Raw genomic sequence first — 19,113 nt, forward strand, 5'->3', positions numbered from 1 at the left:
GCTCGCCCGAGTCGGCATGTTTTCGGCTGGGCAGTTTCAGAGCTATAGGCTCATTTATGCATTTAGGAGCTACAAGCCCATGAGTATGCAGGACCCGTTAGCAGATATGCTAACTCGTATCCGTAATGCCCAGATGGCTGAAAAGTCCGTCGTAAGCATGCCTTCCTCCAAGCTGAAGGTGGCGGTAGCTAAAGTCCTTAAGGACGAAGGTTACATCGCGGGTTTTCAGGTCAGCACGGAAGTTAAGCCGCTGCTGTCCATCGAGCTGAAGTACTTCGAAGGTAAGCCTGTAATCGAAGAGCTTAAGCGTTCCAGCCGTCCTGGCCTTCGCCAGTACAAATCTGTTGACCAGTTGCCGAAAGTGCGCGGCGGTTTGGGTGTATCGATCGTGTCCACCAACAAGGGTGTGATGACTGATCGTGCAGCCCGTGCTGCTGGTGTTGGCGGCGAAGTGCTCTGCACTGTTTTCTAAGGGGAAAAAGCATGTCTCGCGTTGCTAAAAACCCCGTTAAGCTTCCTGCCGGTGTTGAAATTAACCTGGCTGGTCAACAGCTTTCTATTAAGGGTTCCAAAGGCTCTCTTGAGCTTAAGGTTCATCCTTCTGTTGAAGTCTCTCAAGAGTCCGGTGAGCTTCGTTTCGCCGCTCGTAATGGTGATCAGCAGACTCGTGCCATGGCTGGTACTACCCGTGCGCTGGTCAACAATATGGTCATTGGCGTGAGCCAAGGCTTTGAGCGCAAGCTTCAGCTGGTTGGTGTTGGTTATAAAGCTCAGGCCAAGGGCCAGGTTCTTTCGCTTTCCCTGGGTTTCTCTCATCCGGTCGACTATGAATTGCCGCAAGGCATTACTGCTGAGACCCCGAGCCAGACTGATATCCTGATTAAGGGTATTGATAAGCAGCTCGTTGGACAGGTGGCAGCAGAGATTCGTGATTTCCGTCCGCCAGAGCCCTATAAGGGCAAAGGTGTACGTTATTCCGATGAAGTCGTTCGCCGTAAAGAAGCCAAGAAAAAGTAGGGCATAGCAAATGAGCGTAAAGAAAGAAACTCGACTGCGTCGCGCTCGCAAGGCACGCCTGAGAATGCGCGAGCTGGAAACTGTACGCCTGTGCGTCTACCGTTCCTCTCAGCACATCTATGCCCAGGTCATCGCGGCCGACGGCAGCAAGGTTCTGGCCAGTGCGTCTACGCTGGACAAAGACCTGCGCGAAGGCGCAACCAGCAACATCGAAGCGGCGCAAAAGGTCGGCAAGCTGGTAGCAGAGCGTGCCAAAGCGGCTGGCGTTACTCAAGTAGCGTTTGATCGTTCTGGCTTCAAGTATCATGGTCGCGTTAAGGCGCTGGCCGATGCCGCTCGTGAAGGCGGGCTGGAGTTCTAAGTCATGGCAAACAACGATCAAAAGCGCGACGAAGGTTACATCGAGAAGCTCGTTCAAGTTAACCGTGTTGCTAAAACCGTTAAAGGTGGCCGTATCTTCGCTTTCACTGCACTAACCGTGGTGGGTGATGGTAAGGGTCGTGTTGGTTTTGGCCGTGGTAAGGCGCGCGAAGTTCCTGCAGCTATTCAAAAGGCTATGGAAGCTGCGCGCCGTAACATGATTCAGGTTGATCTGAACGGCAACACACTTCAATACCCAGTGAAGTCTGCTCATGGCGCATCCAAAGTTTTCATGCAGCCTGCTTCTGAAGGTACGGGTATCATTGCCGGCGGTGCCATGCGTGCCGTTCTAGAGGTGGCTGGCGTTCAGAACGTTCTGGCTAAGTGCTATGGCTCTACTAATCCAGTAAACGTTGTCTATGCAACGTTTGAGGGTTTGAAGCACATGCAGTCGCCTGAGTCGGTCGCGGCCAAGCGTGGCAAGAGCGTCGAGGAGATTCTCTGATCATGGCTACTTCAACTGTTAAAGTTACGCTGATCAAAAGCGTGAATGGCCGTTTGGCTAATCACAAAGCCTGCGTCAAGGGTCTCGGCCTGCGTCGCATCGGTCATACCGTTGAAGTTCTGGATACTCCAGAAAACCGCGGCATGATTAATAAGGCTTACTATTTACTGCGTGTGGAGGGTTAAGTTATGAAACTTAACGATCTACGTTCCGCTCCTGGTGCACGTCGTGAAAAGCTGCGTCCAGGTCGTGGTATCGGTAGCGGTCTTGGTAAGACTGGCGGCCGTGGCCACAAGGGTGCTACTTCCCGTTCCGGCGGTAAGGTTGCTCCTGGTTTCGAGGGTGGTCAACAGCCCCTTCACCGTCGTCTGCCGAAGTTTGGTTTCGTATCGCTGAAAGCCCTTGATCGCGCTGAGGTTCGTACTTCAGAGCTGGCAAAGGTAGAAGGCGGCGTGATCACTTTGCAAGCGCTGAAAGATGCCAATGTTATCAATCGTAGCGTTGTGCGCGTTAAGGTCGTTCTCTCTGGCGAAATCGGTCACGCTATTACCTTGAAGGGCATTCCTGCCACTAAGGGCGCTCGCGCGGCTATCGAAGCAGCTGGCGGTAAGATCGAGGAATAAATGGCTAAGCAAGGTTCTCTCTCTGCGCTCAACAATGGCGGTTTGTCGGAACTGTGGGCGCGCTTGCGCTTCCTGTTTCTGGCAATCATCGTTTATCGAATTGGTGCGCATATTCCAGTTCCAGGTATAAATCCTGATCAATTGGCTGCACTGTTTCGGCAGAACGAGGGGACCATTCTTAGCCTGTTCAACATGTTCTCTGGCGGTGCGCTGGAGCGGATGAGTATATTTGCACTTGGGATCATGCCGTATATCTCGGCGTCGATCATCATGCAGCTTCTCACTGCTATTAGCCCACAGCTAGAGCAGTTGAAAAAAGAAGGCGAGTCTGGTCGCCGCAAGATCAGTCAGTACACTCGTTACGGTACGCTCGTGCTTGCGCTGGTTCAGGCTACGGGTATGTCTGTAGGACTGGCGAGTCAAGGTGTAGCCTTTTCAGCAGGGTTCAGCTTCTATTTTGTTGCTGTAACCACGTTTGTTGCAGGCGCACTTTTTATGATGTGGCTGGGTGAGCAGATAACCGAGCGAGGTGTTGGTAATGGAATTTCCATGCTGATCTTCTCGGGTATCGTTGCTGGCTTACCGCGAGCGATTGGTCAATCCTTCGAGTCTGCTCGTCAAGGCGATATTAATATCTTCGCTCTGATAGCGGTGGGCCTTGTTGCTGTTGCTATCATTGCGTTCGTGGTCTTCATCGAGCGCGGCCAGCGTCGTATCGCTGTTCATTATGCTAAGCGCCAGCAAGGCCGCAAGGTGTTTGCAGCGCAAAATAGTCATTTGCCACTGAAAGTAAATATGGCGGGTGTCATACCTGCTATCTTTGCAAGTAGCATTTTGCTATTCCCGGCCTCGCTAGGCTCGTGGTTCGGTCAGTCTCAAGGGCTCGGTTGGCTTCAGGATGTGGCTCAGGCCATTGCTCCAGGACAGCCGCTTAATATCTTGCTGTTTAGTGCAGGGATCATATTCTTCTGCTTCTTCTATACAGCCTTGATGTTTAACCCCAAAGACGTTGCCGAGAACCTAAAGAAGTCTGGTGCGTTTATTCCAGGAATCCGTCCTGGTGAGCAGTCTGCACGCTATATAGATGGTGTGTTGACGCGTTTGACCATGTTCGGCGCCCTGTATATGACGGCGGTCTGCTTGTTGCCCCAGTTTCTGGTGGTTGCAGCCAACGTGCCGTTTTACCTCGGCGGGACTTCGCTGCTGATCGTAGTTGTGGTGGTCATGGACTTTATGTCCCAGGTCCAATCGCATCTTGTATCCCACCAGTATGAGTCTCTGATGAAGAAAGCCAACCTGAAGGGCTACGGCGGCGGAATGCTCCGCTGATCAGTGCCCGTAAGGTTAAGGAGTTGGTGATGAAAGTTCGTGCATCGGTCAAGAAGCTGTGCCGTAACTGCAAAATCATCCGTCGCGACGGCGTCGTTCGGGTGATCTGCAGCGCGGAGCCGCGTCACAAGCAGCGCCAAGGCTGAGTGTGAATACACGCGTATAACCCGACAGCTAGTGTGCTGTCGGGTTGATCATTTTTTATTACAGCGTTAATATCTCGCGCCCTTTTCTTGGCTTCCAGGGCGTGGGTTGCTGTCACATGGAGTTTTTCTAGAATGGCCCGTATTGCAGGCGTTAACATTCCGGATAACAAGCATACTGTTATCTCGCTGACCTATATCTATGGTATTGGTCGCACTACTGCTCAGAATATCTGTGCGGCCACAGGCATCAGCCCGTCCGCCAAAATCAAGGATCTGAGCGACGAGCAGATCGATCAGCTGCGTAATGAAGTCGCTAAGCTCGTCACTGAAGGTGACCTGCGTCGCGAACTCAACATGAACATCAAGCGCTTGATGGACCTAGGTTGCTACCGTGGCCTTCGCCATCGTCGCGGTCTGCCGGTTCGTGGTCAGCGTACCAAGACCAACGCGCGTACCCGTAAGGGCCCGCGTAAGCCGATCCGCAAGTAATCGCATCCGCGAATCGACAGGAATTTAGTCATGGCAAAACCTGCTGCTCGTCCTCGTAAGAAAGTCAAAAAGACAGTGGTTGATGGCATCGCCCACATCCATGCGTCTTTCAATAACACCATCGTAACCATTACTGATCGTCAAGGTAATGCGTTGTCCTGGGCTACTTCTGGTGGTTCCGGTTTCCGTGGCTCCCGTAAGAGCACTCCGTTCGCTGCCCAGGTTGCAGCTGAGCGTGCCGGACAGGCAGCTCTTGAGTACGGTCTCAAGAACCTTGACGTAAACGTCAAAGGCCCAGGCCCGGGCCGTGAGTCTGCAGTGCGTGCATTGAACGCCTGTGGTTACAAGATCGCCAGCATTACCGACGTGACGCCCATCCCGCATAATGGATGCCGTCCGCCGAAGAAGCGTCGCGTGTAATAGGAGACAGTAAGAAATGGCTCGTTACATTGGTCCCAAGTGCAAACTGTCCCGCCGTGAAGGCACCGATCTCTTCCTGAAGAGCGGTGTGCGCGCGATTGAATCCAAGTGCAATATTGAAACTGCTCCTGGAGCTCACGGTCAGCGTCGTGGTCGTCTATCCGACTATGGTCTGCAGTTACGTGAGAAGCAAAAAGTTCGTCGTATCTACGGCGTCCTGGAGCGACAGTTTGCTGGTTATTACAAAGAAGCTGCTCGTCGCAAAGGTGCAACAGGCGAAAACCTGCTGCAGCTGCTAGAAACTCGTTTGGATAACGTTGTTTACCGTATGGGTTTCGGCGCTACTCGTGCAGAGTCTCGCCAGCTGGTTTCTCACAAGTCCATTACTGTTAATGGTCAGACTGTAAACATCCCGTCCTACCAAGTTAAGCCTGGTGATGTGGTAGCAGTACGCGAGAAGGCAAAGAATCAACTGCGTATCGCCCAAGCTCTCGAGCTTTGCGCCCAGCGCGGTCGTGTTGAGTGGGTAGAAGTCGACTCCGAGAAGAAGTCTGGTACGTTCAAGAGCGTTCCGGCTCGTGGCGACCTTTCCGCCGACATCAACGAAAACCTGATTGTCGAGCTCTACTCCAAGTAAGGGCTAGAAAATAGGTGCATCCATGCAGAGTTCGGTAAATGAGTTCCTGACCCCCCGGCACATTGATGTGCAGGCGGTCAGTCCAACCCGCGCCAAAATCACGCTCGAGCCTCTCGAGCGCGGTTTTGGTCATACCTTGGGCAACGCGCTTCGTCGCATCTTGTTGTCCTCCATGCCTGGCTGCGCGGTGGTCGAAGCCGAAATTGATGGCGTACTACACGAGTACAGCGCAATCGAAGGCGTGCAGGAAGACGTTATTGAAATCCTGCTTAACCTTAAAGGTCTGGCTATCAAGCTTCATGGTCGTGACGAGGTGACTCTGACCCTTTCCAAGAAAGGTCAAGGTCCCGTTCTGGCTTCCGATATTCAGCTTGAGCATGACGTTGAAATCGTCAACGGCGATCATGTCATTGCTCATCTGGCTGATAACGGTTCGCTGAACATGCGGCTTAAGATTGCTCGTGGCCGTGGCTATGAGCCGGCTGATGCTCGCCAGAGTGAAGAAGACGAGACGCGTGCCATTGGTCGCCTGCAGCTCGATTCCTCTTTTAGCCCGGTTCGCCGTGTGGCCTATGTGGTCGAAAACGCTCGTGTTGAGCAGCGTACTAACCTGGATAAGCTGGTTCTTGATCTTGAGACCAATGGTACTCTAGATCCTGAGGAAGCTATCCGTCGTGCTGCAACCATCTTGCAACAGCAATTGGCTGCTTTCGTTGATCTCAAAGGTGACAGTGAGCCTGTTGTCGTTGAGCAGGAAGACGAAATTGATCCGATTCTGCTGCGTCCGGTTGATGACCTTGAACTGACCGTCCGTTCGGCTAACTGCTTGAAAGCTGAGAATATCTACTATATCGGTGATCTGATTCAGCGTACCGAAGTAGAGCTGCTCAAGACGCCTAACCTAGGTAAGAAGTCGCTTACCGAGATTAAGGATGTCCTAGCTTCACGTGGTTTGTCGCTTGGCATGCGCCTGGACAACTGGCCCCCGGCAAGTCTTAAGAAGGACGATAAGGCTACAGCCTGATCGTTATTAGTCACCGAACGTTAGTTTGGTAAGGAATTTAACCATGCGTCATCGTAAAAGTGGTCGTCACCTGAACCGCACGAGCGCACACCGCAAGGCTATGTTCCAGAACATGGCTGTGTCGCTGTTCGAGCATGAACTGATCAAAACTACTCTTCCGAAAGCCAAGGAACTGCGTCGCGTTGCCGAGCCGCTGATCACTCTGGCCAAAGAAGATAGCGTTGCCAACCGTCGTCTGGCTTTCGACCGTACTCGTTCGAAAGCTGCTGTCGGCAAGCTGTTTAACGATCTGGGCAAGCGTTATGCAAATCGTCCAGGTGGTTACCTGCGTATTCTCAAGTGCGGCTTCCGTGCTGGTGATAACGCTCCTATGGCCTATGTTGAGCTGGTTGACCGTCCTATTGGCGGCACAGTTGAGGCTGACTCTGCTGAATAAACAGTGAGTGTTATCAAAAGCCGGGCCTAGTGTCCGGCTTTTTTATGCTTAAAGTAGTTGGGTTTTCTATCACAAGGCTAGATCTAATAAATTAGATCTACCGTCCCGCTTTTAACATACTTCTCTGCAAGACGCGCTGAAGCGCAATTCCAAGGGAGAAGTTTTTCATGAGCCAGAACAATACGCTCACTACTGCTAGCGGCATTCCAGTTGCCGACAATCAAAACTCTCGCTCTGCCGGTGAACGTGGCCCGTTGCTGTTAGATGATTTTCATCTTGTTGAAAAGCTGGCTCACTTCAACCGTGAAGTGATTCCTGAGCGTCGTGTACATGCAAAAGGTTCTGGGGCTTACGGTACTTTTACCGTTACTCAAAATATTACCCATCTATCCTCTGCTCGGCTTTTTGAAAGCGTAGGTAAGCAGACGCCGGTATTCTTGCGCTTTTCTACTGTTGGCGGTGAGCGTGGCTCGGCAGATACCGAACGTGATCCTCGTGGTTTTGCCTTGAAGTTTTACACGGAAGAGGGCAACTGGGATATCGTTGGTAACAACACGCCTGTTTTCTTCCTGCGTGATCCACTGAAGTTTCCCGATTTCATTCATACCCAGAAGCGCAACCCGCAGACTAACCTAAAGAGCCCGCAAATGATGTGGGACTTCTGGTCGCATTCTCCGGAGTCACTGCACCAGGTAACCATTCTGTTCTCTGATCGTGGTATTCCTGACGGCTATCGCTTCATGCATGGCTTTGGGAGCCACACGTTTAGCGTTATCAATGAAGCGGGTGAGCGGCGCTTCGTGAAGTGGCATTTTAAGAGCAAGCAGGGCATCAAGAACCTATCTCCGGCGGAAGCTACGAGGTTGGCCGGTACTGATCCAGATTATGCTCAGCGTGATCTGTTCGATGCAATCGAGCGGGGTGACTTTCCGAAATGGCGCGTTTGCATTCAGGTGATGGACGAAGCTGAAGCGTTTAGCCGTACAGAGAATCCGTTCGATGTCACCAAGGTATGGTCGCAAAAAGAGTTTCCGTTGATTGAGGTGGGTGACCTGGAGCTTAACCGTAATCCACTTAATTATTTTGCAGAGGTTGAACAGGCAGCTTTTGCTCCTAGTAACGTAGTGCCAGGGGTTGGTCTGTCGCCTGATCGAATGTTGCAGGGGCGCGTGTTCGCTTATGCTGATGCTCAGCGTTATCGTGTCGGAACCAACTATCAGCAGCTGCCTGTAAATGTTCCGCGTTCGCCTTACCAGAACTACCAACGTGATGGTGCCATGCGTTTTGATGGTAATGGTGGGGCAGCGCCCAACTATGAGCCAAACAGCTTTAGCAATGCACCCAAGCAGGCCCCTCAGTACCGTGAGCCTGCAATGACATTGAGTGGTGCAGCGGATCGTTATGATCATCGCCTGGACGAGGATTATTATTCTCAAGCAGGAGCGTTGTTCCGCCTGATGTCCGATGCGCAAAAGGCATTGTTGATCGATAACATCACTGGTGCTATGCGTTCTGTTACGCGTGACGTTCAATGCCGCCAGATTGCTCATTTCCTTAAGGCGGATCGCGCTTATGGTGAGGGGATCGCCAGTGGTTTGGGTGTGTCCTTAAGCGAAGTGGAATAAGTATCGTCAGTTCAGAAGGCCCCTCCTACGAGGGGCTTTTTTATTGTCTGCAAATAAATGTACAGATAGAGGAAACACCTGACGCCCGCGGTGTGTCGCAATAAAAGAACCACACTGGGATTGATCTCATGCGTATACATCATCTTAACTGCGGTTGTATGTGTCCGTGGGGCGGTGCGCTTTTTGATGGATTCAGCAAAGGCCTGACAGGACATCTTGTTTGTCATTGTCTGTTGATTGAGACAGACAACGATGGCCTTGTATTGGTTGATACAGGGTTTGGTGCCCGTGATGTTCATGCACCGCACAAGCGTCTTAGCGGATTTTTTATTGGGTTCAACAATATACAGTTTGAGATGCGTTATACCGCTATCGAGCAAATTCGGCAGGTTGGATTCCAGGCCAGCGATGTACGCCATATTGTGCTTACCCATCTGGACTTCGACCATGCGGGTGGTCTGGAGGATTTTCCAGACGCCACGGTTCATGTGCTAGAACGTGAGATAAGTATGGCCCGTTTGCCTCATGGCTATATAGGCAAGCGACGCTACCGTTTTCATCAATGGGACCAGGTAAGGCGCTGGGAACTATATGAGCCTCAAGGCGAGGCATGGTATGGCTTTTCTGCAGTTCGGGATTTGAAAGGTCTGCCTCCAGAAATTCTCATGATTCCATTGGCAGGCCATACTTGGGGGCATGCGGGGATTGCCATTCAGACACCGACAGGTTGGTTGCTTCACGCTGGCGATGCTTACTTTTATCGTGAAGAAGTCGGGCAGCCGAAGCGTTCCTGTACGCCAGGTTTGCGTTTTTATCAAACGATGATGGAAGTTAACCGAGAGCTACGTCTGCGTAATCAGCAGCGGCTGCGTGAGCTTTCGTTGACACATAAGAGTGAGGTGGAGCTTTTTTGTAGTCATGATGCAAAGGAGCTGGAGCGCTGCCAGCAAAGTAGACCGACAGAGCTCCAAGTTGTAGATGCAACGCCTACTAACCTATAAAGGTTAGTAGGGGGCATCACGCCCGGTCACGCTCCAGCAATGGTTGCAGAAACCGTCCGGTATGCGAGGCTGGATTCTCGGCTACGTCTTCTGGTGTACCTGTTGCGATGATCTGACCGCCCTTCGAGCCGCCTTCAGGTCCTAGGTCCACCAGCCAGTCTGCCGTCTTGATAACATCCAGGTTATGCTCGATCACTACGACGGTATTGCCGTGGTCACGTAGGCGGTGAAGTACGTCAAGCAATTGCTGGATATCCGCAAAGTGAAGACCGGTTGTGGGTTCGTCAAGGATATAGAGTGTCTTGCCTGTATCACGCTTGGATAGCTCCCGAGCCAGTTTGACGCGCTGTGCTTCTCCACCAGAGAGCGTGGTTGCGCTTTGGCCCAGGCGGATATAGGACAGGCCGACATCCATCAGGGTTTGAAGCTTACGCGCCAGGGCAGGCACTGCATCAAAGAACTCACGCGCTTCTTCGATGGTCATGTCCAACACCTCTGTGATGGTCTTACCCTTGTATTTGACCTCAAGTGTTTCACGGTTGTAGCGCTTACCTTTACAGACATCGCATGACACATAAATGTCGGGCAAGAAGTGCATCTCTACCTTGATAACGCCGTCACCCTGACACGCCTCACAGCGGCCACCTTTCACGTTAAAGGAGAAGCGGCCCGGCCCGTATCCTCTGGAGCGCGCCTCTGGCACACCCGCGAACAGCTCACGTATGGGTGTGAAAATGCCCGTATAAGTCGCCGGGTTTGATCGAGGAGTGCGTCCAATAGGGCTTTGGTCGATATCGACAACTTTGTCGATATGCTGCAGGCCATCGAACGAATCATAGGGTGCTACTTCCAGCGTAGTGGCGCCGTTGAGTGCGGTAGCTGTAATAGGGAACAGGGTATTATTGATGAGGGTTGACTTGCCTGAGCCTGAAACACCTGTAATGCATGTGAACAAGCCTACTGGAATACGCAGCTCAACGTTCTGTAGGTTATTGCCGCGGGCACCTTTAATGACCAGTTCTTTCTTCTTGTCACGCTTGGTGCGCTCGGCAGGCACGACGATTTTCTTTCGTCCTGAAAGATACATCCCCGTTACGGACTCTGGGTGTGCCATGACTTCTGCCGGTGTACCTTGGGCAATGATCTGGCCGCCGTGTACGCCTGCCCCTGGGCCAATATCTACAACATAATCGGCAAGGCGGATTGCATCCTCATCGTGCTCTACGACGATGACAGTATTGCCCAGGTTACGCAGGTGCGTAAGTGTTCCTAACAGGCGTTCGTTGTCCCGTTGATGCAGGCCAATAGAAGGCTCATCAAGAATGTACATGACCCCGACAAGGCCTGCGCCAATCTGGCTGGCGAGGCGAATACGCTGAGCCTCGCCCCCGGAAAGTGTGTCGGCGCTGCGGTCCAGGGTGAGGTAGTCCAGTCCTACATTGACCAGGAACTGCAAGCGCTCGCGGATTTCCTTGAGAATCTTGTCTGCGATCTGGCCTTTATGTCCGGCCAGGGTCAGGTCCGCAAAGTAGCTGGTTGCATCTCCTACCGGTAAGCGCGTCACGGCAGGTAGCGTTTTGTCCCCGACCCATACGTGACGTGACTCACGGCGCAGACGTGTACCATTACATTCCGAACACGGCTGTGTGCTCAGGTATTTGGCCAACTCGTCCCGTACGCTTTGTGATTCGGTTTCACGATAGCGTCGCTCCAGATTCGGCAGAATGCCTTCGAATGGGTGAGAGCGCTTGACAATGTCTCCGCGATCGTTGAGATAGCGAAACTCTACGCCCTCACGACCAGAGCCGTTGAGCACCGCTTTCTGATGGTTGGCGCTGAGGTTCTTAAAGGGTTCTTCAAGGCTGAAGCCGTAATGGGCTGCGAGTGAACCCAGCATTTGGAAGTAATAGACGTTGCGGCGATCCCACCCGCGTACGGCCCCTTCTGCCAGGGAAAGCTCGCTATTTACAACCCGGCGTGCATCGAAAAACTGCCTAACGCCTAGGCCGTCACAGGTAGGGCAGGCACCGGCCGGGTTGTTGAACGAGAATAGCTTGGGCTCAAGCTCGCCGATGGAAAATCCGCAAATCGGGCAGGAGAAGCGAGCTGAAAAGAGCACTTCTTCACCGTCCTCGCCCTCCAAGGGAGCGATTACAGCAATATCATCGGCCAGTTTAAGCGCTGTCTCAAACGATTCTGCCAAGCGCTGCTGGATGTCGCCGCGTACTTTAAAGCGATCGACCACGATTTCGATGGTGTGCTTTTTTTGCTTGTCTAGCTTGGGCAGGTCGTCTAATTCGTACAGGCGACCATCTACCCGGGCACGAACAAAGCCCTGCGCACGCATCTCTTCGAAGATAGCCTGATGCTCACCCTTGCGCTCACGGATGACAGGAGCCAGCAACATAAGGCGGCGACCTTCTGGCATGCTGACGACCTGATCGACCATCTGACTGACGGTCTGTGCTTCCAGAGGCACGTCGTGATCGGGACACCGTGGCGTGCCTACACGCGCGTAAAGCAGGCGCAGGTAATCGTAGATTTCGGTGATAGTCCCTACCGTTGAGCGAGGGTTGTGCGAGGTAGACTTCTGCTCAATGGAAATCGCAGGTGATAAGCCTTCTATGCTATCGACCTCAGGCTTTTCCATCATTGACAGGAATTGGCGAGCGTAAGCCGATAATGATTCGACGTAGCGGCGCTGCCCTTCGGCATAAAGCGTATCGAATGCCAGAGACGATTTGCCCGAGCCGGACAAGCCTGTAATGACGATGAGCTGATCGCGGGGTAGGGTAAGGTCGAAATTTTTTAGATTGTGGGTTCGCGCCCCACGGATAAGGATCTTATCCACGTATGTTATGGCCTCGCTTGGCGGGCATCTGAGAACCCGCAATTGTACGACGTCGGCCGGGTGCGCGTCGAAACGTCGCGCCTGTGCCGGACAGGTCAAGACTGGTAAAATTGTGAGTGCTCTTCAGCAGTAATTGCCGCGTTGCCAAATTGGCAACGGTACAGCCAAGGGACAGCATGTCTGGGGTATAAGTCGGCATGCTTGGGCTTCGTCCCGCTTTCCTATATGTGGTCATTCTTTCGCTATTTTTAAAGTTATCCGGCACGATGAATTTTGAGGTGCCGACAAGAGGAGTATTCATGCACGATAAGCTCAGCGACCGCATGAGCGCTTTAGAGCGCCGCGCGGCGGTCGGACTGGCCCTTGTGTTTGCCTTTCGCATGCTTGGTATGTTCATGGTGTTACCGGTGCTGGCCACCTATGGTCAGGAGCTGGCAGATGCGACGCCAGCCCTCATCGGTTTGGCAATCGGTGCTTATGGTTTGACCCAGGCTATACTGCAAATTCCCTTCGGTACGCTTTCTGATCGTATTGGTCGGCGGCCGGTTATCATTGCCGGCCTGCTGGTGTTTGCTGCAGGTGCTGCAGTGGCTGCTAATGCGCACAGCATATGGGGTGTTATTCTGGGTCGTGTCATTCAAGGGGGCGGAGCTATTTCTGCCGCCGTGATGGCACTGCTGTCCGATCTGACTCGCGAACAGCATCGTACGAAGGCCATGGCTACCATTGGAATGAGTATTGGCGTGTCCTTTGCGGTTGCAATGGTGTCCGGTCCTCTGCTGACGCGCTCGTTTGGTTTGTCAGGTCTCTTCTGGGCGACTTCTGCGCTGGCGCTGATTGGACTCCTGTTGATTCTTTTCCTCGTGCCCAAGGGGTCGCGCGTCATGCAACATCGCGAGTCCAGTGTTGCCAAACAGGCATTAGGCAAAACGTTGCGCAACAAGGACCTTTTGCGCCTGGACCTTGGCATTGGCGTATTGCATGCCGTGCTGATGTCCAGCTTTGTAGCGCTGCCATTGGCGCTGGCTGAGCATGCCGGGTTGCCCAAGGAGCAGCACTGGTGGGTTTATCTGACTGCCTTGGTCGTAGGGTTCTTTGCCATGGTGCCCTTTATCATCTATGGCGAAAAGAAGCGGCAGATGAAGCGGGTGCTCGTGGGCGCTATTGCGGTACTGGCTTTGTGTGAGCTGTTTTTCTTTGCCTTTGATGAAAGTCTGACGGCACTGGTAATTGGCATCGTTGTGTTCTTTGCTGCCTTTAATCTGTTGGAAGCTTCACTGCCCTCGCTAGTAAGCAAGGTGGCCCCTGCTGGAGGAAAGGGGACGGCAATGGGCATCTATTCCACCAGTCAGTTTCTAGGTTCGGCGGCCGGTGGCATTCTGGGCGGCTGGCTGTTCCAGCATGGGGGGTTGAATACCGTTTTTCTAGGGTGTGCGGCGCTTTGTGTCGTTTGGCTGCTAATAGCTGTTACGATGCGCGAACCCCCTTATGTCACCAGTCTGCGCATGCCGTTGGCACCATCCGTTGCCCAGGATGCGGCATTGACTGATAGGCTAATGGCTTTGCCCGGCGTTACCGACGCGGTAGTCGTAGCGGAAGAAGCTGCGGTCTACGTTAAAATAGATACCAAACAGGTCAATCGTGAGGCCTTGGAGCGGTTGGTAAATCCCGCGCCGGCAGCTTATTGATTGATAAAGATTTCAGGAGAAGTAAATGGCTCGTGGTGTTAATAAAGTAATCCTGGTCGGGAACGTCGGCGGCGACCCGGAAACTCGTTATATGCCCAATGGCAATGCAGTGACCAATGTCACGCTGGCAACCAGTGATAGCTGGAAAGACAAGCAGACCGGCCAGCAGCAAGAGCGTACCGAGTGGCACCGCGTGGTTTTCTTTGGCAAGTTGGCTGAAATTGCTGGGGAATACCTGCGTAAAGGCTCACAGGTCTATGTGGAAGGTAGCTTGCGCACCCGTAAGTGGCAGGGCCAGGACGGACAGGACCGCTATACCACCGAGATCGTGGTAGATATCAACGGTACCATGCAGCTCCTGGGCGGCCGTGGTGGCGCGTCTGCTGGTGGTGGCGATGAATACAATCAGACTCAACAGGCGCCTCGGGCACCTCGTCCCCAGCAAGCTGCGGCGCCTCAGCGTGAAAACCGTCCGGCACCTGCGCCACAGCAGCCGGCACCAGACTACGATAGCTTTGATGACGATATCCCGTTCTGATACGTATTGAGCTGGTTCTGAACGAAAAGCCCGACTTGAAAGAGTTGGGCTTTTTTATTTTTACCGCTCAAGACGTGTGCTTCAGTTATTCCTGTTCGAGCCGATCTTTGGAGCTGCTTGTCCTTGTATTGGTGGATTGGCCTGGAAACAATAAAAACACTTTCATCTGTAGGATGTCTTTTCCTCTTTGCCCAGCGTCTATTAGTAACAGCCTCGCTGAAGAGGCACAACGGAGCTAACGAAGCCTCACCATGACTTTATTCGGCAAACCTCTGCGTCATTTGTGGGCCCATGATAAGGCCAGCTACAGTGTTCGTGTGTTTGTCGCCCTGACAGGGGCTATGGCCGTATGCTGGTATCTAGGGGATCTACGCTCCATTTCTCCTGTCTTTCTCGGAATTATTGCCAGTGCCCTGGCCGAGACCGATGACAATTGGCTGGGACGACTGAAGTCCCTGCTGGTAACGCTGGTCTGCTTTACTATCGCTGCGTTTTCTGTGGAGATACTGTTCCCTTATCCTTGGGTCTTTGTCTGCGGGCTGGCGCTGGCTACATTCTTGTTGACGTTGCTGGGCGCGCTTGGCGAGCGGTATGGCTCAATAGCCCAAGCAACAGTGATCTTGTCCATCTATGGAATGATCGGCGTGGATCAGCGGCTTGGAGGCGAGGTGCCGATCTGGCATGAGCCCGCGCTTTTGTTGGCGGGCGCCACGTGGTACGGCTTTCTATCGGTGCTATGGTGTGCCTTGTTTGCACATCAGCCGGTGCGGCAGCACCTAGCAGCTTTGTATTATGAACTGGGTCTCTTTCTACGCTACAAGGCTGATCTGCTTGAGCCGGTGCGTCAGGTAGATCTCCATGAGCGCCGTTTGAAACTGGCGCAGCAGAATGGGCGTGTTGTCGATGCACTGAACAAGGCCAAGGCCACTATTCTGATTCGCTTTGGCCGCTCAGGTAGACCAGGCGTACGTTCGGGGTTCTATTTCAAGCTCTATTTCATGGCTCAGGATATTCACGAGCGGGCCAGCTCTTCCCATTATCCTTATAGCGCATTGACCGAGGCGTTTTTCCATAGCGATGTGCTGTTTCGTTGCCAGCGGTTATTGAGTCTGCAGGCAAAGGCTTGTGCCTTGCTAGGGGAGGCTACTCGATTGCGGCAGCCCTTTGAGTATGGCCAGCAGAGTCATCAGGCTATGGCTGACCTGCACGCATCGATCGAACACCTCAAACAGCAGAACAACCCCCGTTGGCGTGGACTGTTACGTTCTCTGGATTCGTTATCCACCAATCTGACGACTCTGGAGCGCCAGCTTTCCAATGCCAGCCAGCCTGATGTCAATATAGGAGAGTTGGATACCAGCCTGCTTGATCCAACGCCGCGCTCCCTCAAGGACATGTTGCAACGCATACGACTGCAACTTACGCCAACATCGCTTCTGTTTCGCCATGGGCTGAGAATGGCTATTGCTCTGGCTGCCGGCTATGGCATCTTGCATTTGATTCACCCGAACTACGGCTATTGGATATTGCTCACGACTGTTTTCGTATGCCGTCCAAATTATGGCGCTACGCGGGTACGTCTGGTTCAGCGAATAGTGGGTACCGTCATAGGTCTATTGTTGGGAAATGCCTTGCTACAGCTTTTTGGCAGTACCGAGGCTCAGCTGTCGTTGGCGGTTATCGCAGGTACGGTCTTTTTCGTGACCCGGACCGATCGATATACCATCGCCACAGCGGCTATCACGGTCATGGTGCTGTTCTGCTTCAACCAGGTGGGCGATGGTTTCGGACTGATCTGGCCGCGTCTGATCGATACCCTTATCGGTTGCCTAATTGCGGTATTGGCTGTCTTCTTTATCTTGCCCGACTGGCAGGGAAGACGCTTGCATCAGGTGATGGCCAACACACTGCTGACCAGCAATAACTACCTGCGTAGCGTCATCGACCAGTATCGCCACGGCAAGCGGGATGATCTGAATTACCGGGTGGCGCGGCGTAACGTACACAACGCAGACGCGACGTTATCGGCAGCACTGGCTAACATGTTGCGAGAGCCTGGGCATTTTCGCCGTAATTTAGAGGCAGGGTTTCGCTTTCTGGCGTTATCCAATACCTTGTTGGGTTATCTCTCAGCATTAGGGGCTCACCGTATACAGCTGGCTGAGCATCCCGTAGATGTCCTGATTGAAAAAGCCATGGACCGCTTGAGCGCAGGGCTGCTTGAAATAGCCCAAGCGCTCAATGAGCGGCGTTCTCTGGTGCCTACGGCAGAAGAAGAAAATGCCTTGGCTGATGAGCTGGAACAGTTTCCGGATGATCTTGACGATGGGCATCGTCTGGTACTGACCCAATTGGCCTTGATCAGCCGTCTGCTACCCAACCTCAAGAGCGCAGCGGCCTATGTGCTACGTGCGCCAAAAGAAAATACCGAAGATGAGACAACCGTTGAGGCTGTCCCATCCTGACGCGGATGACGAAAGCTTCCGCTATGCTGCACAATGATGACACTGTCGGCGTGCCTGTTTTCAGGCACGCCATTTATGATTAGATTTTGGAAGATACCCGAACTCCATGCGCATGCGCCTCATGCTGTTGGGCGGCGGTAATGCCCTGGGTCAGGCGCTGATCCGTCTGGGTGCTGAAGAAGATATTCACTTTCTTGCACCTCGTCCGCCAGCGCAGGGCTGGAACGCCAGCCACCTGACTCAGTTGCTTGATGACACCCGTCCCGATGTAATTATCAACCTGGCCTATTATTTCGACTGGTTTCAGGCCGAGCACGTCGATGATGACCAGCTCTCTCGGCAGGCCAGCGCTATCGAGCGGCTGGCTGAACTCTGCCAACATTACTCAATTGCCTTGATACAGCCCTCCAGCTACCGTGTTTTCGATGGGAGTAGAGCGAGTGCGTATAGCGAGAAAGATGAGCCCAATCCTCTTGGTGTGCGCGGACAGGCGCTATTGACTATAGAGCAAACAGTACGTGCCTTGTGCCCCCAGCATGTTCTGTTGCGATTGGGATGGCTTCTGGATGAAAGCCCGCAAGGTGAACTGGACCGTTTCCTGTCGCGGGCTGAGGTAGGGCAATTGATGCCGCTTGCTGATGACCGTCGTGGAAGCCCAACCCCTGTCGATGACGCCGGGCGGGTTATCCTAGCCGTCATCAAGCAACTGGATTGCAGTGCTCCTCTGTGGGGGACCTATCATTACGGCGGTATTGAGGCTGTTACTCAATTGACGCTGGGACAGGCGATTATTGCCGAGGCCCTGACTCTGCACGGGATGCCAGAGCCGAACCTTGAGCCAAGAGCTCATGGCGCGACTCGCGATGCTTCTGAAGAGCCGCAAAATGCAGTGTTAGCTTGCAGAAAGATTTTGAACACGTTTGGCGTCAAGCCGCGTAACTGGCGTAGCGGAATGTCCGCTTTGCTGGACCGTTATTATCGGCAAACAGGAAGTCGCCATGACTGAGCAACCTATTCTCATAACGGGCGGAGCCGGGTTCATCGGTTCTCATCTGGTTGATGTGCTACTAGCCAAAGGCAAACGTGTCCGGGTACTGGACGATTTCTCTACCGGTAAACGGGACAATCTCCCAGCAGATAATGCTTGGTTAGAAATCATTCAAGGGGACGTGGCCGATACCGATACGGTTCACCAAGCGATGACAGGTTGCTGTGCTGTTGTGCATTTGGCGGCTGTCGCCTCGGTTCAGGCGTCGGTAGACAACCCGGTTAGTACGCATCAGAGCAATTTTATAGGCACGTTGAATGTCTGCGAAGCCATGCGCAAGCATCATGTTCGCCGTGTGGTTTTTGCTTCAAGTGCTGCGGTATATGGGCCGAACGGAGAAGGGCAGGCCATTGCCGAGGAAACGCCCAAGGCGCCGCTTACGCCCTATGCAGCTGATAAGCTGGCTGGCGAGTATTACTTTGATTTCTACCGCCGTGAGCACGCTCTGGAGCCGGTCGTCTTCCGATTCTTCAATATATATGGCCCTCGGCAGGATCCGTCTTCACCATACTCGGGGGTCATCAGTATCTTTACAAATCGAGCACGTCAGGGAGAGCCAATAACCGTTTACGGCGATGGCGAGCAGACCCGCGATTTTGTATATGTGGGCGATCTGGTAGGGCTTATTGTCCAAGGTCTTGAAAGCGCTGAACCCGTGGTTGGGCCTGTCAACGTAGGACACGGCCAAGTCGTTAGCCTGAATCAATTGTTACAGGAAGTTGGCGACTTAGTAGGCGGTCTTCCCAAGATCACACATGCAGCAACACGCGCAGGTGATATCCGTCATTCAAAAGCAGATAACTCGCGTCTCAAGGCATATTTCACTTTTGATCACGTTACGTCTATGCGTGAGGGGCTGAGCCTGTTGTTAAAGACAGACAGCTAACCATGGCGGCCCATAAAAAAGCCCC

At 53.1% G+C, this 19,113-nt stretch carries 21 protein-coding genes; 20 read left to right on the plus strand and 1 reads right to left on the minus strand.

The window, feature by feature from the left end; all coding sequences use genetic code 11:
- The first annotated feature begins 79 nt into the window (after nucleotides 1-79).
- From rpsH to AC4LF3_RS02145, 15 genes are all read left to right on the plus strand, one after another.
- Nucleotides 80-472 (plus strand): 30S ribosomal protein S8, encoded by a 393-nt coding sequence (gene rpsH / locus AC4LF3_RS02075; RefSeq protein WP_010796762.1) that lies wholly within the window; start codon nucleotides 80-82, stop codon nucleotides 470-472.
- 11 nt (nucleotides 473-483) lie between these two features.
- The gene (gene rplF, locus AC4LF3_RS02080) at nucleotides 484-1,017 is read left to right on the plus strand and encodes a 50S ribosomal protein L6 (protein WP_010796763.1); all 534 of its coding nucleotides are present in this window, start codon (nucleotides 484-486) and stop codon (nucleotides 1,015-1,017) included.
- A 10-nt stretch (nucleotides 1,018-1,027) separates the two neighbouring features.
- A complete protein-coding gene (gene rplR, locus AC4LF3_RS02085; protein WP_010796764.1) occupies nucleotides 1,028-1,378 on the plus strand; it encodes a 50S ribosomal protein L18 in 351 nt (116 codons plus the stop codon).
- A gap of 3 nt (nucleotides 1,379-1,381) precedes the next feature.
- Complete coding sequence (rpsE, locus tag AC4LF3_RS02090; RefSeq protein ID WP_010796765.1) at nucleotides 1,382-1,882, plus strand: 30S ribosomal protein S5; 501 nt, start codon at nucleotides 1,382-1,384, stop codon at nucleotides 1,880-1,882.
- Nucleotides 1,883-1,884: 2 nt separating this feature from the next.
- Nucleotides 1,885-2,067, plus strand: a complete 183-nt coding sequence (gene rpmD, locus AC4LF3_RS02095) for a 50S ribosomal protein L30 (RefSeq protein WP_010796766.1) — start codon at nucleotides 1,885-1,887, stop codon at nucleotides 2,065-2,067.
- Between the two features lie 3 nt (nucleotides 2,068-2,070).
- Entirely contained in the window at nucleotides 2,071-2,505 is a 435-nt protein-coding gene (rplO, locus tag AC4LF3_RS02100) for a 50S ribosomal protein L15 (RefSeq protein WP_010796767.1), read from the plus strand.
- Nucleotides 2,506-3,834, plus strand: coding sequence for a preprotein translocase subunit SecY (secY, locus tag AC4LF3_RS02105; protein ID WP_010796768.1), 1,329 nt, complete (start codon nucleotides 2,506-2,508; stop codon nucleotides 3,832-3,834). It begins immediately after the preceding gene.
- Between the two features lie 29 nt (nucleotides 3,835-3,863).
- Entirely contained in the window at nucleotides 3,864-3,980 is a 117-nt protein-coding gene (gene rpmJ, locus AC4LF3_RS02110) for a 50S ribosomal protein L36 (protein ID WP_003281814.1), read from the plus strand.
- Nucleotides 3,981-4,112: 132 nt separating this feature from the next.
- Nucleotides 4,113-4,469 carry a 30S ribosomal protein S13 gene (rpsM, locus tag AC4LF3_RS02115; RefSeq protein ID WP_010796769.1) on the plus strand — a complete coding sequence of 119 codons (357 nt, stop codon included), beginning with the start codon at nucleotides 4,113-4,115 and terminating at the stop codon, nucleotides 4,467-4,469.
- A 30-nt stretch (nucleotides 4,470-4,499) separates the two neighbouring features.
- Entirely contained in the window at nucleotides 4,500-4,889 is a 390-nt protein-coding gene (rpsK, locus tag AC4LF3_RS02120) for a 30S ribosomal protein S11 (protein ID WP_003093689.1), read from the plus strand.
- A 16-nt stretch (nucleotides 4,890-4,905) separates the two neighbouring features.
- Nucleotides 4,906-5,526, plus strand: a complete 621-nt coding sequence (gene rpsD, locus AC4LF3_RS02125; RefSeq protein WP_010796770.1) for a 30S ribosomal protein S4 — start codon at nucleotides 4,906-4,908, stop codon at nucleotides 5,524-5,526.
- A gap of 22 nt (nucleotides 5,527-5,548) precedes the next feature.
- The gene (locus AC4LF3_RS02130; protein ID WP_010796771.1) at nucleotides 5,549-6,550 is read left to right on the plus strand and encodes a DNA-directed RNA polymerase subunit alpha; all 1,002 of its coding nucleotides are present in this window, start codon (nucleotides 5,549-5,551) and stop codon (nucleotides 6,548-6,550) included.
- A gap of 43 nt (nucleotides 6,551-6,593) precedes the next feature.
- On the plus strand, nucleotides 6,594-6,986 hold the full coding sequence (gene rplQ / locus AC4LF3_RS02135; RefSeq protein WP_074829509.1) for a 50S ribosomal protein L17: 393 nt from the start codon (nucleotides 6,594-6,596) through the stop codon (nucleotides 6,984-6,986).
- 167 nt (nucleotides 6,987-7,153) lie between these two features.
- Complete coding sequence (locus tag AC4LF3_RS02140; protein ID WP_286788096.1) at nucleotides 7,154-8,611, plus strand: catalase; 1,458 nt, start codon at nucleotides 7,154-7,156, stop codon at nucleotides 8,609-8,611.
- Between the two features lie 128 nt (nucleotides 8,612-8,739).
- The gene (locus AC4LF3_RS02145) at nucleotides 8,740-9,612 is read left to right on the plus strand and encodes an MBL fold metallo-hydrolase (protein WP_491834688.1); all 873 of its coding nucleotides are present in this window, start codon (nucleotides 8,740-8,742) and stop codon (nucleotides 9,610-9,612) included.
- Between the two features lie 16 nt (nucleotides 9,613-9,628).
- On the opposite strand, the gene uvrA is transcribed toward AC4LF3_RS02145, so the two are convergent.
- Entirely contained in the window at nucleotides 9,629-12,463 is a 2,835-nt protein-coding gene (uvrA, locus tag AC4LF3_RS02150) for an excinuclease ABC subunit UvrA (RefSeq protein WP_019366100.1), read from the minus strand.
- Nucleotides 12,464-12,762: 299 nt separating this feature from the next.
- On the opposite strand from uvrA, the gene AC4LF3_RS02155 reads away from it, so the two are divergent.
- From AC4LF3_RS02155 to AC4LF3_RS02175, 5 genes are all read left to right on the plus strand, one after another.
- Entirely contained in the window at nucleotides 12,763-14,151 is a 1,389-nt protein-coding gene (locus tag AC4LF3_RS02155; protein WP_491834689.1) for an MFS transporter, read from the plus strand.
- Between the two features lie 25 nt (nucleotides 14,152-14,176).
- The gene (gene ssb, locus AC4LF3_RS02160) at nucleotides 14,177-14,689 is read left to right on the plus strand and encodes a single-stranded DNA-binding protein (protein WP_019366098.1); all 513 of its coding nucleotides are present in this window, start codon (nucleotides 14,177-14,179) and stop codon (nucleotides 14,687-14,689) included.
- A gap of 251 nt (nucleotides 14,690-14,940) precedes the next feature.
- The gene (yccS, locus tag AC4LF3_RS02165; RefSeq protein ID WP_491834690.1) at nucleotides 14,941-17,154 is read left to right on the plus strand and encodes a YccS family putative transporter; all 2,214 of its coding nucleotides are present in this window, start codon (nucleotides 14,941-14,943) and stop codon (nucleotides 17,152-17,154) included.
- Between the two features lie 106 nt (nucleotides 17,155-17,260).
- On the plus strand, nucleotides 17,261-18,160 hold the full coding sequence (locus AC4LF3_RS02170) for a sugar nucleotide-binding protein (RefSeq protein ID WP_491834691.1): 900 nt from the start codon (nucleotides 17,261-17,263) through the stop codon (nucleotides 18,158-18,160).
- Nucleotides 18,153-19,088 carry an NAD-dependent epimerase/dehydratase family protein gene (locus tag AC4LF3_RS02175; RefSeq protein WP_491834692.1) on the plus strand — a complete coding sequence of 312 codons (936 nt, stop codon included), beginning with the start codon at nucleotides 18,153-18,155 and terminating at the stop codon, nucleotides 19,086-19,088. The genes AC4LF3_RS02170 and AC4LF3_RS02175 overlap by 8 nt, the downstream gene beginning before the upstream one ends.
- The last annotated feature ends 25 nt before the right edge of the window (nucleotides 19,089-19,113 follow it).

The organism is Pseudomonas sp. C2.3V, assembly GCF_058536325.1.

Coding starts and splice junctions, on each gene's coding strand:
- rpsH (WP_010796762.1), top strand. CDS start 80: ATGAGTATGCAGGACCCGTTAGCAGATATGCTAACTCGTATCCGTAAT.
- rplF (WP_010796763.1), top strand. CDS start 484: ATGTCTCGCGTTGCTAAAAACCCCGTTAAGCTTCCTGCCGGTGTTGAA.
- rplR (WP_010796764.1), top strand. CDS start 1,028: ATGAGCGTAAAGAAAGAAACTCGACTGCGTCGCGCTCGCAAGGCACGC.
- rpsE (WP_010796765.1), top strand. CDS start 1,382: ATGGCAAACAACGATCAAAAGCGCGACGAAGGTTACATCGAGAAGCTC.
- rpmD (WP_010796766.1), top strand. CDS start 1,885: ATGGCTACTTCAACTGTTAAAGTTACGCTGATCAAAAGCGTGAATGGC.
- rplO (WP_010796767.1), top strand. CDS start 2,071: ATGAAACTTAACGATCTACGTTCCGCTCCTGGTGCACGTCGTGAAAAG.
- secY (WP_010796768.1), top strand. CDS start 2,506: ATGGCTAAGCAAGGTTCTCTCTCTGCGCTCAACAATGGCGGTTTGTCG.
- rpmJ (WP_003281814.1), top strand. CDS start 3,864: ATGAAAGTTCGTGCATCGGTCAAGAAGCTGTGCCGTAACTGCAAAATC.
- rpsM (WP_010796769.1), top strand. CDS start 4,113: ATGGCCCGTATTGCAGGCGTTAACATTCCGGATAACAAGCATACTGTT.
- rpsK (WP_003093689.1), top strand. CDS start 4,500: ATGGCAAAACCTGCTGCTCGTCCTCGTAAGAAAGTCAAAAAGACAGTG.
- rpsD (WP_010796770.1), top strand. CDS start 4,906: ATGGCTCGTTACATTGGTCCCAAGTGCAAACTGTCCCGCCGTGAAGGC.
- AC4LF3_RS02130 (WP_010796771.1), top strand. CDS start 5,549: ATGCAGAGTTCGGTAAATGAGTTCCTGACCCCCCGGCACATTGATGTG.
- rplQ (WP_074829509.1), top strand. CDS start 6,594: ATGCGTCATCGTAAAAGTGGTCGTCACCTGAACCGCACGAGCGCACAC.
- AC4LF3_RS02140 (WP_286788096.1), top strand. CDS start 7,154: ATGAGCCAGAACAATACGCTCACTACTGCTAGCGGCATTCCAGTTGCC.
- AC4LF3_RS02145 (WP_491834688.1), top strand. CDS start 8,740: ATGCGTATACATCATCTTAACTGCGGTTGTATGTGTCCGTGGGGCGGT.
- AC4LF3_RS02155 (WP_491834689.1), top strand. CDS start 12,763: ATGCACGATAAGCTCAGCGACCGCATGAGCGCTTTAGAGCGCCGCGCG.
- ssb (WP_019366098.1), top strand. CDS start 14,177: ATGGCTCGTGGTGTTAATAAAGTAATCCTGGTCGGGAACGTCGGCGGC.
- yccS (WP_491834690.1), top strand. CDS start 14,941: ATGACTTTATTCGGCAAACCTCTGCGTCATTTGTGGGCCCATGATAAG.
- AC4LF3_RS02170 (WP_491834691.1), top strand. CDS start 17,261: ATGCGCATGCGCCTCATGCTGTTGGGCGGCGGTAATGCCCTGGGTCAG.
- AC4LF3_RS02175 (WP_491834692.1), top strand. CDS start 18,153: ATGACTGAGCAACCTATTCTCATAACGGGCGGAGCCGGGTTCATCGGT.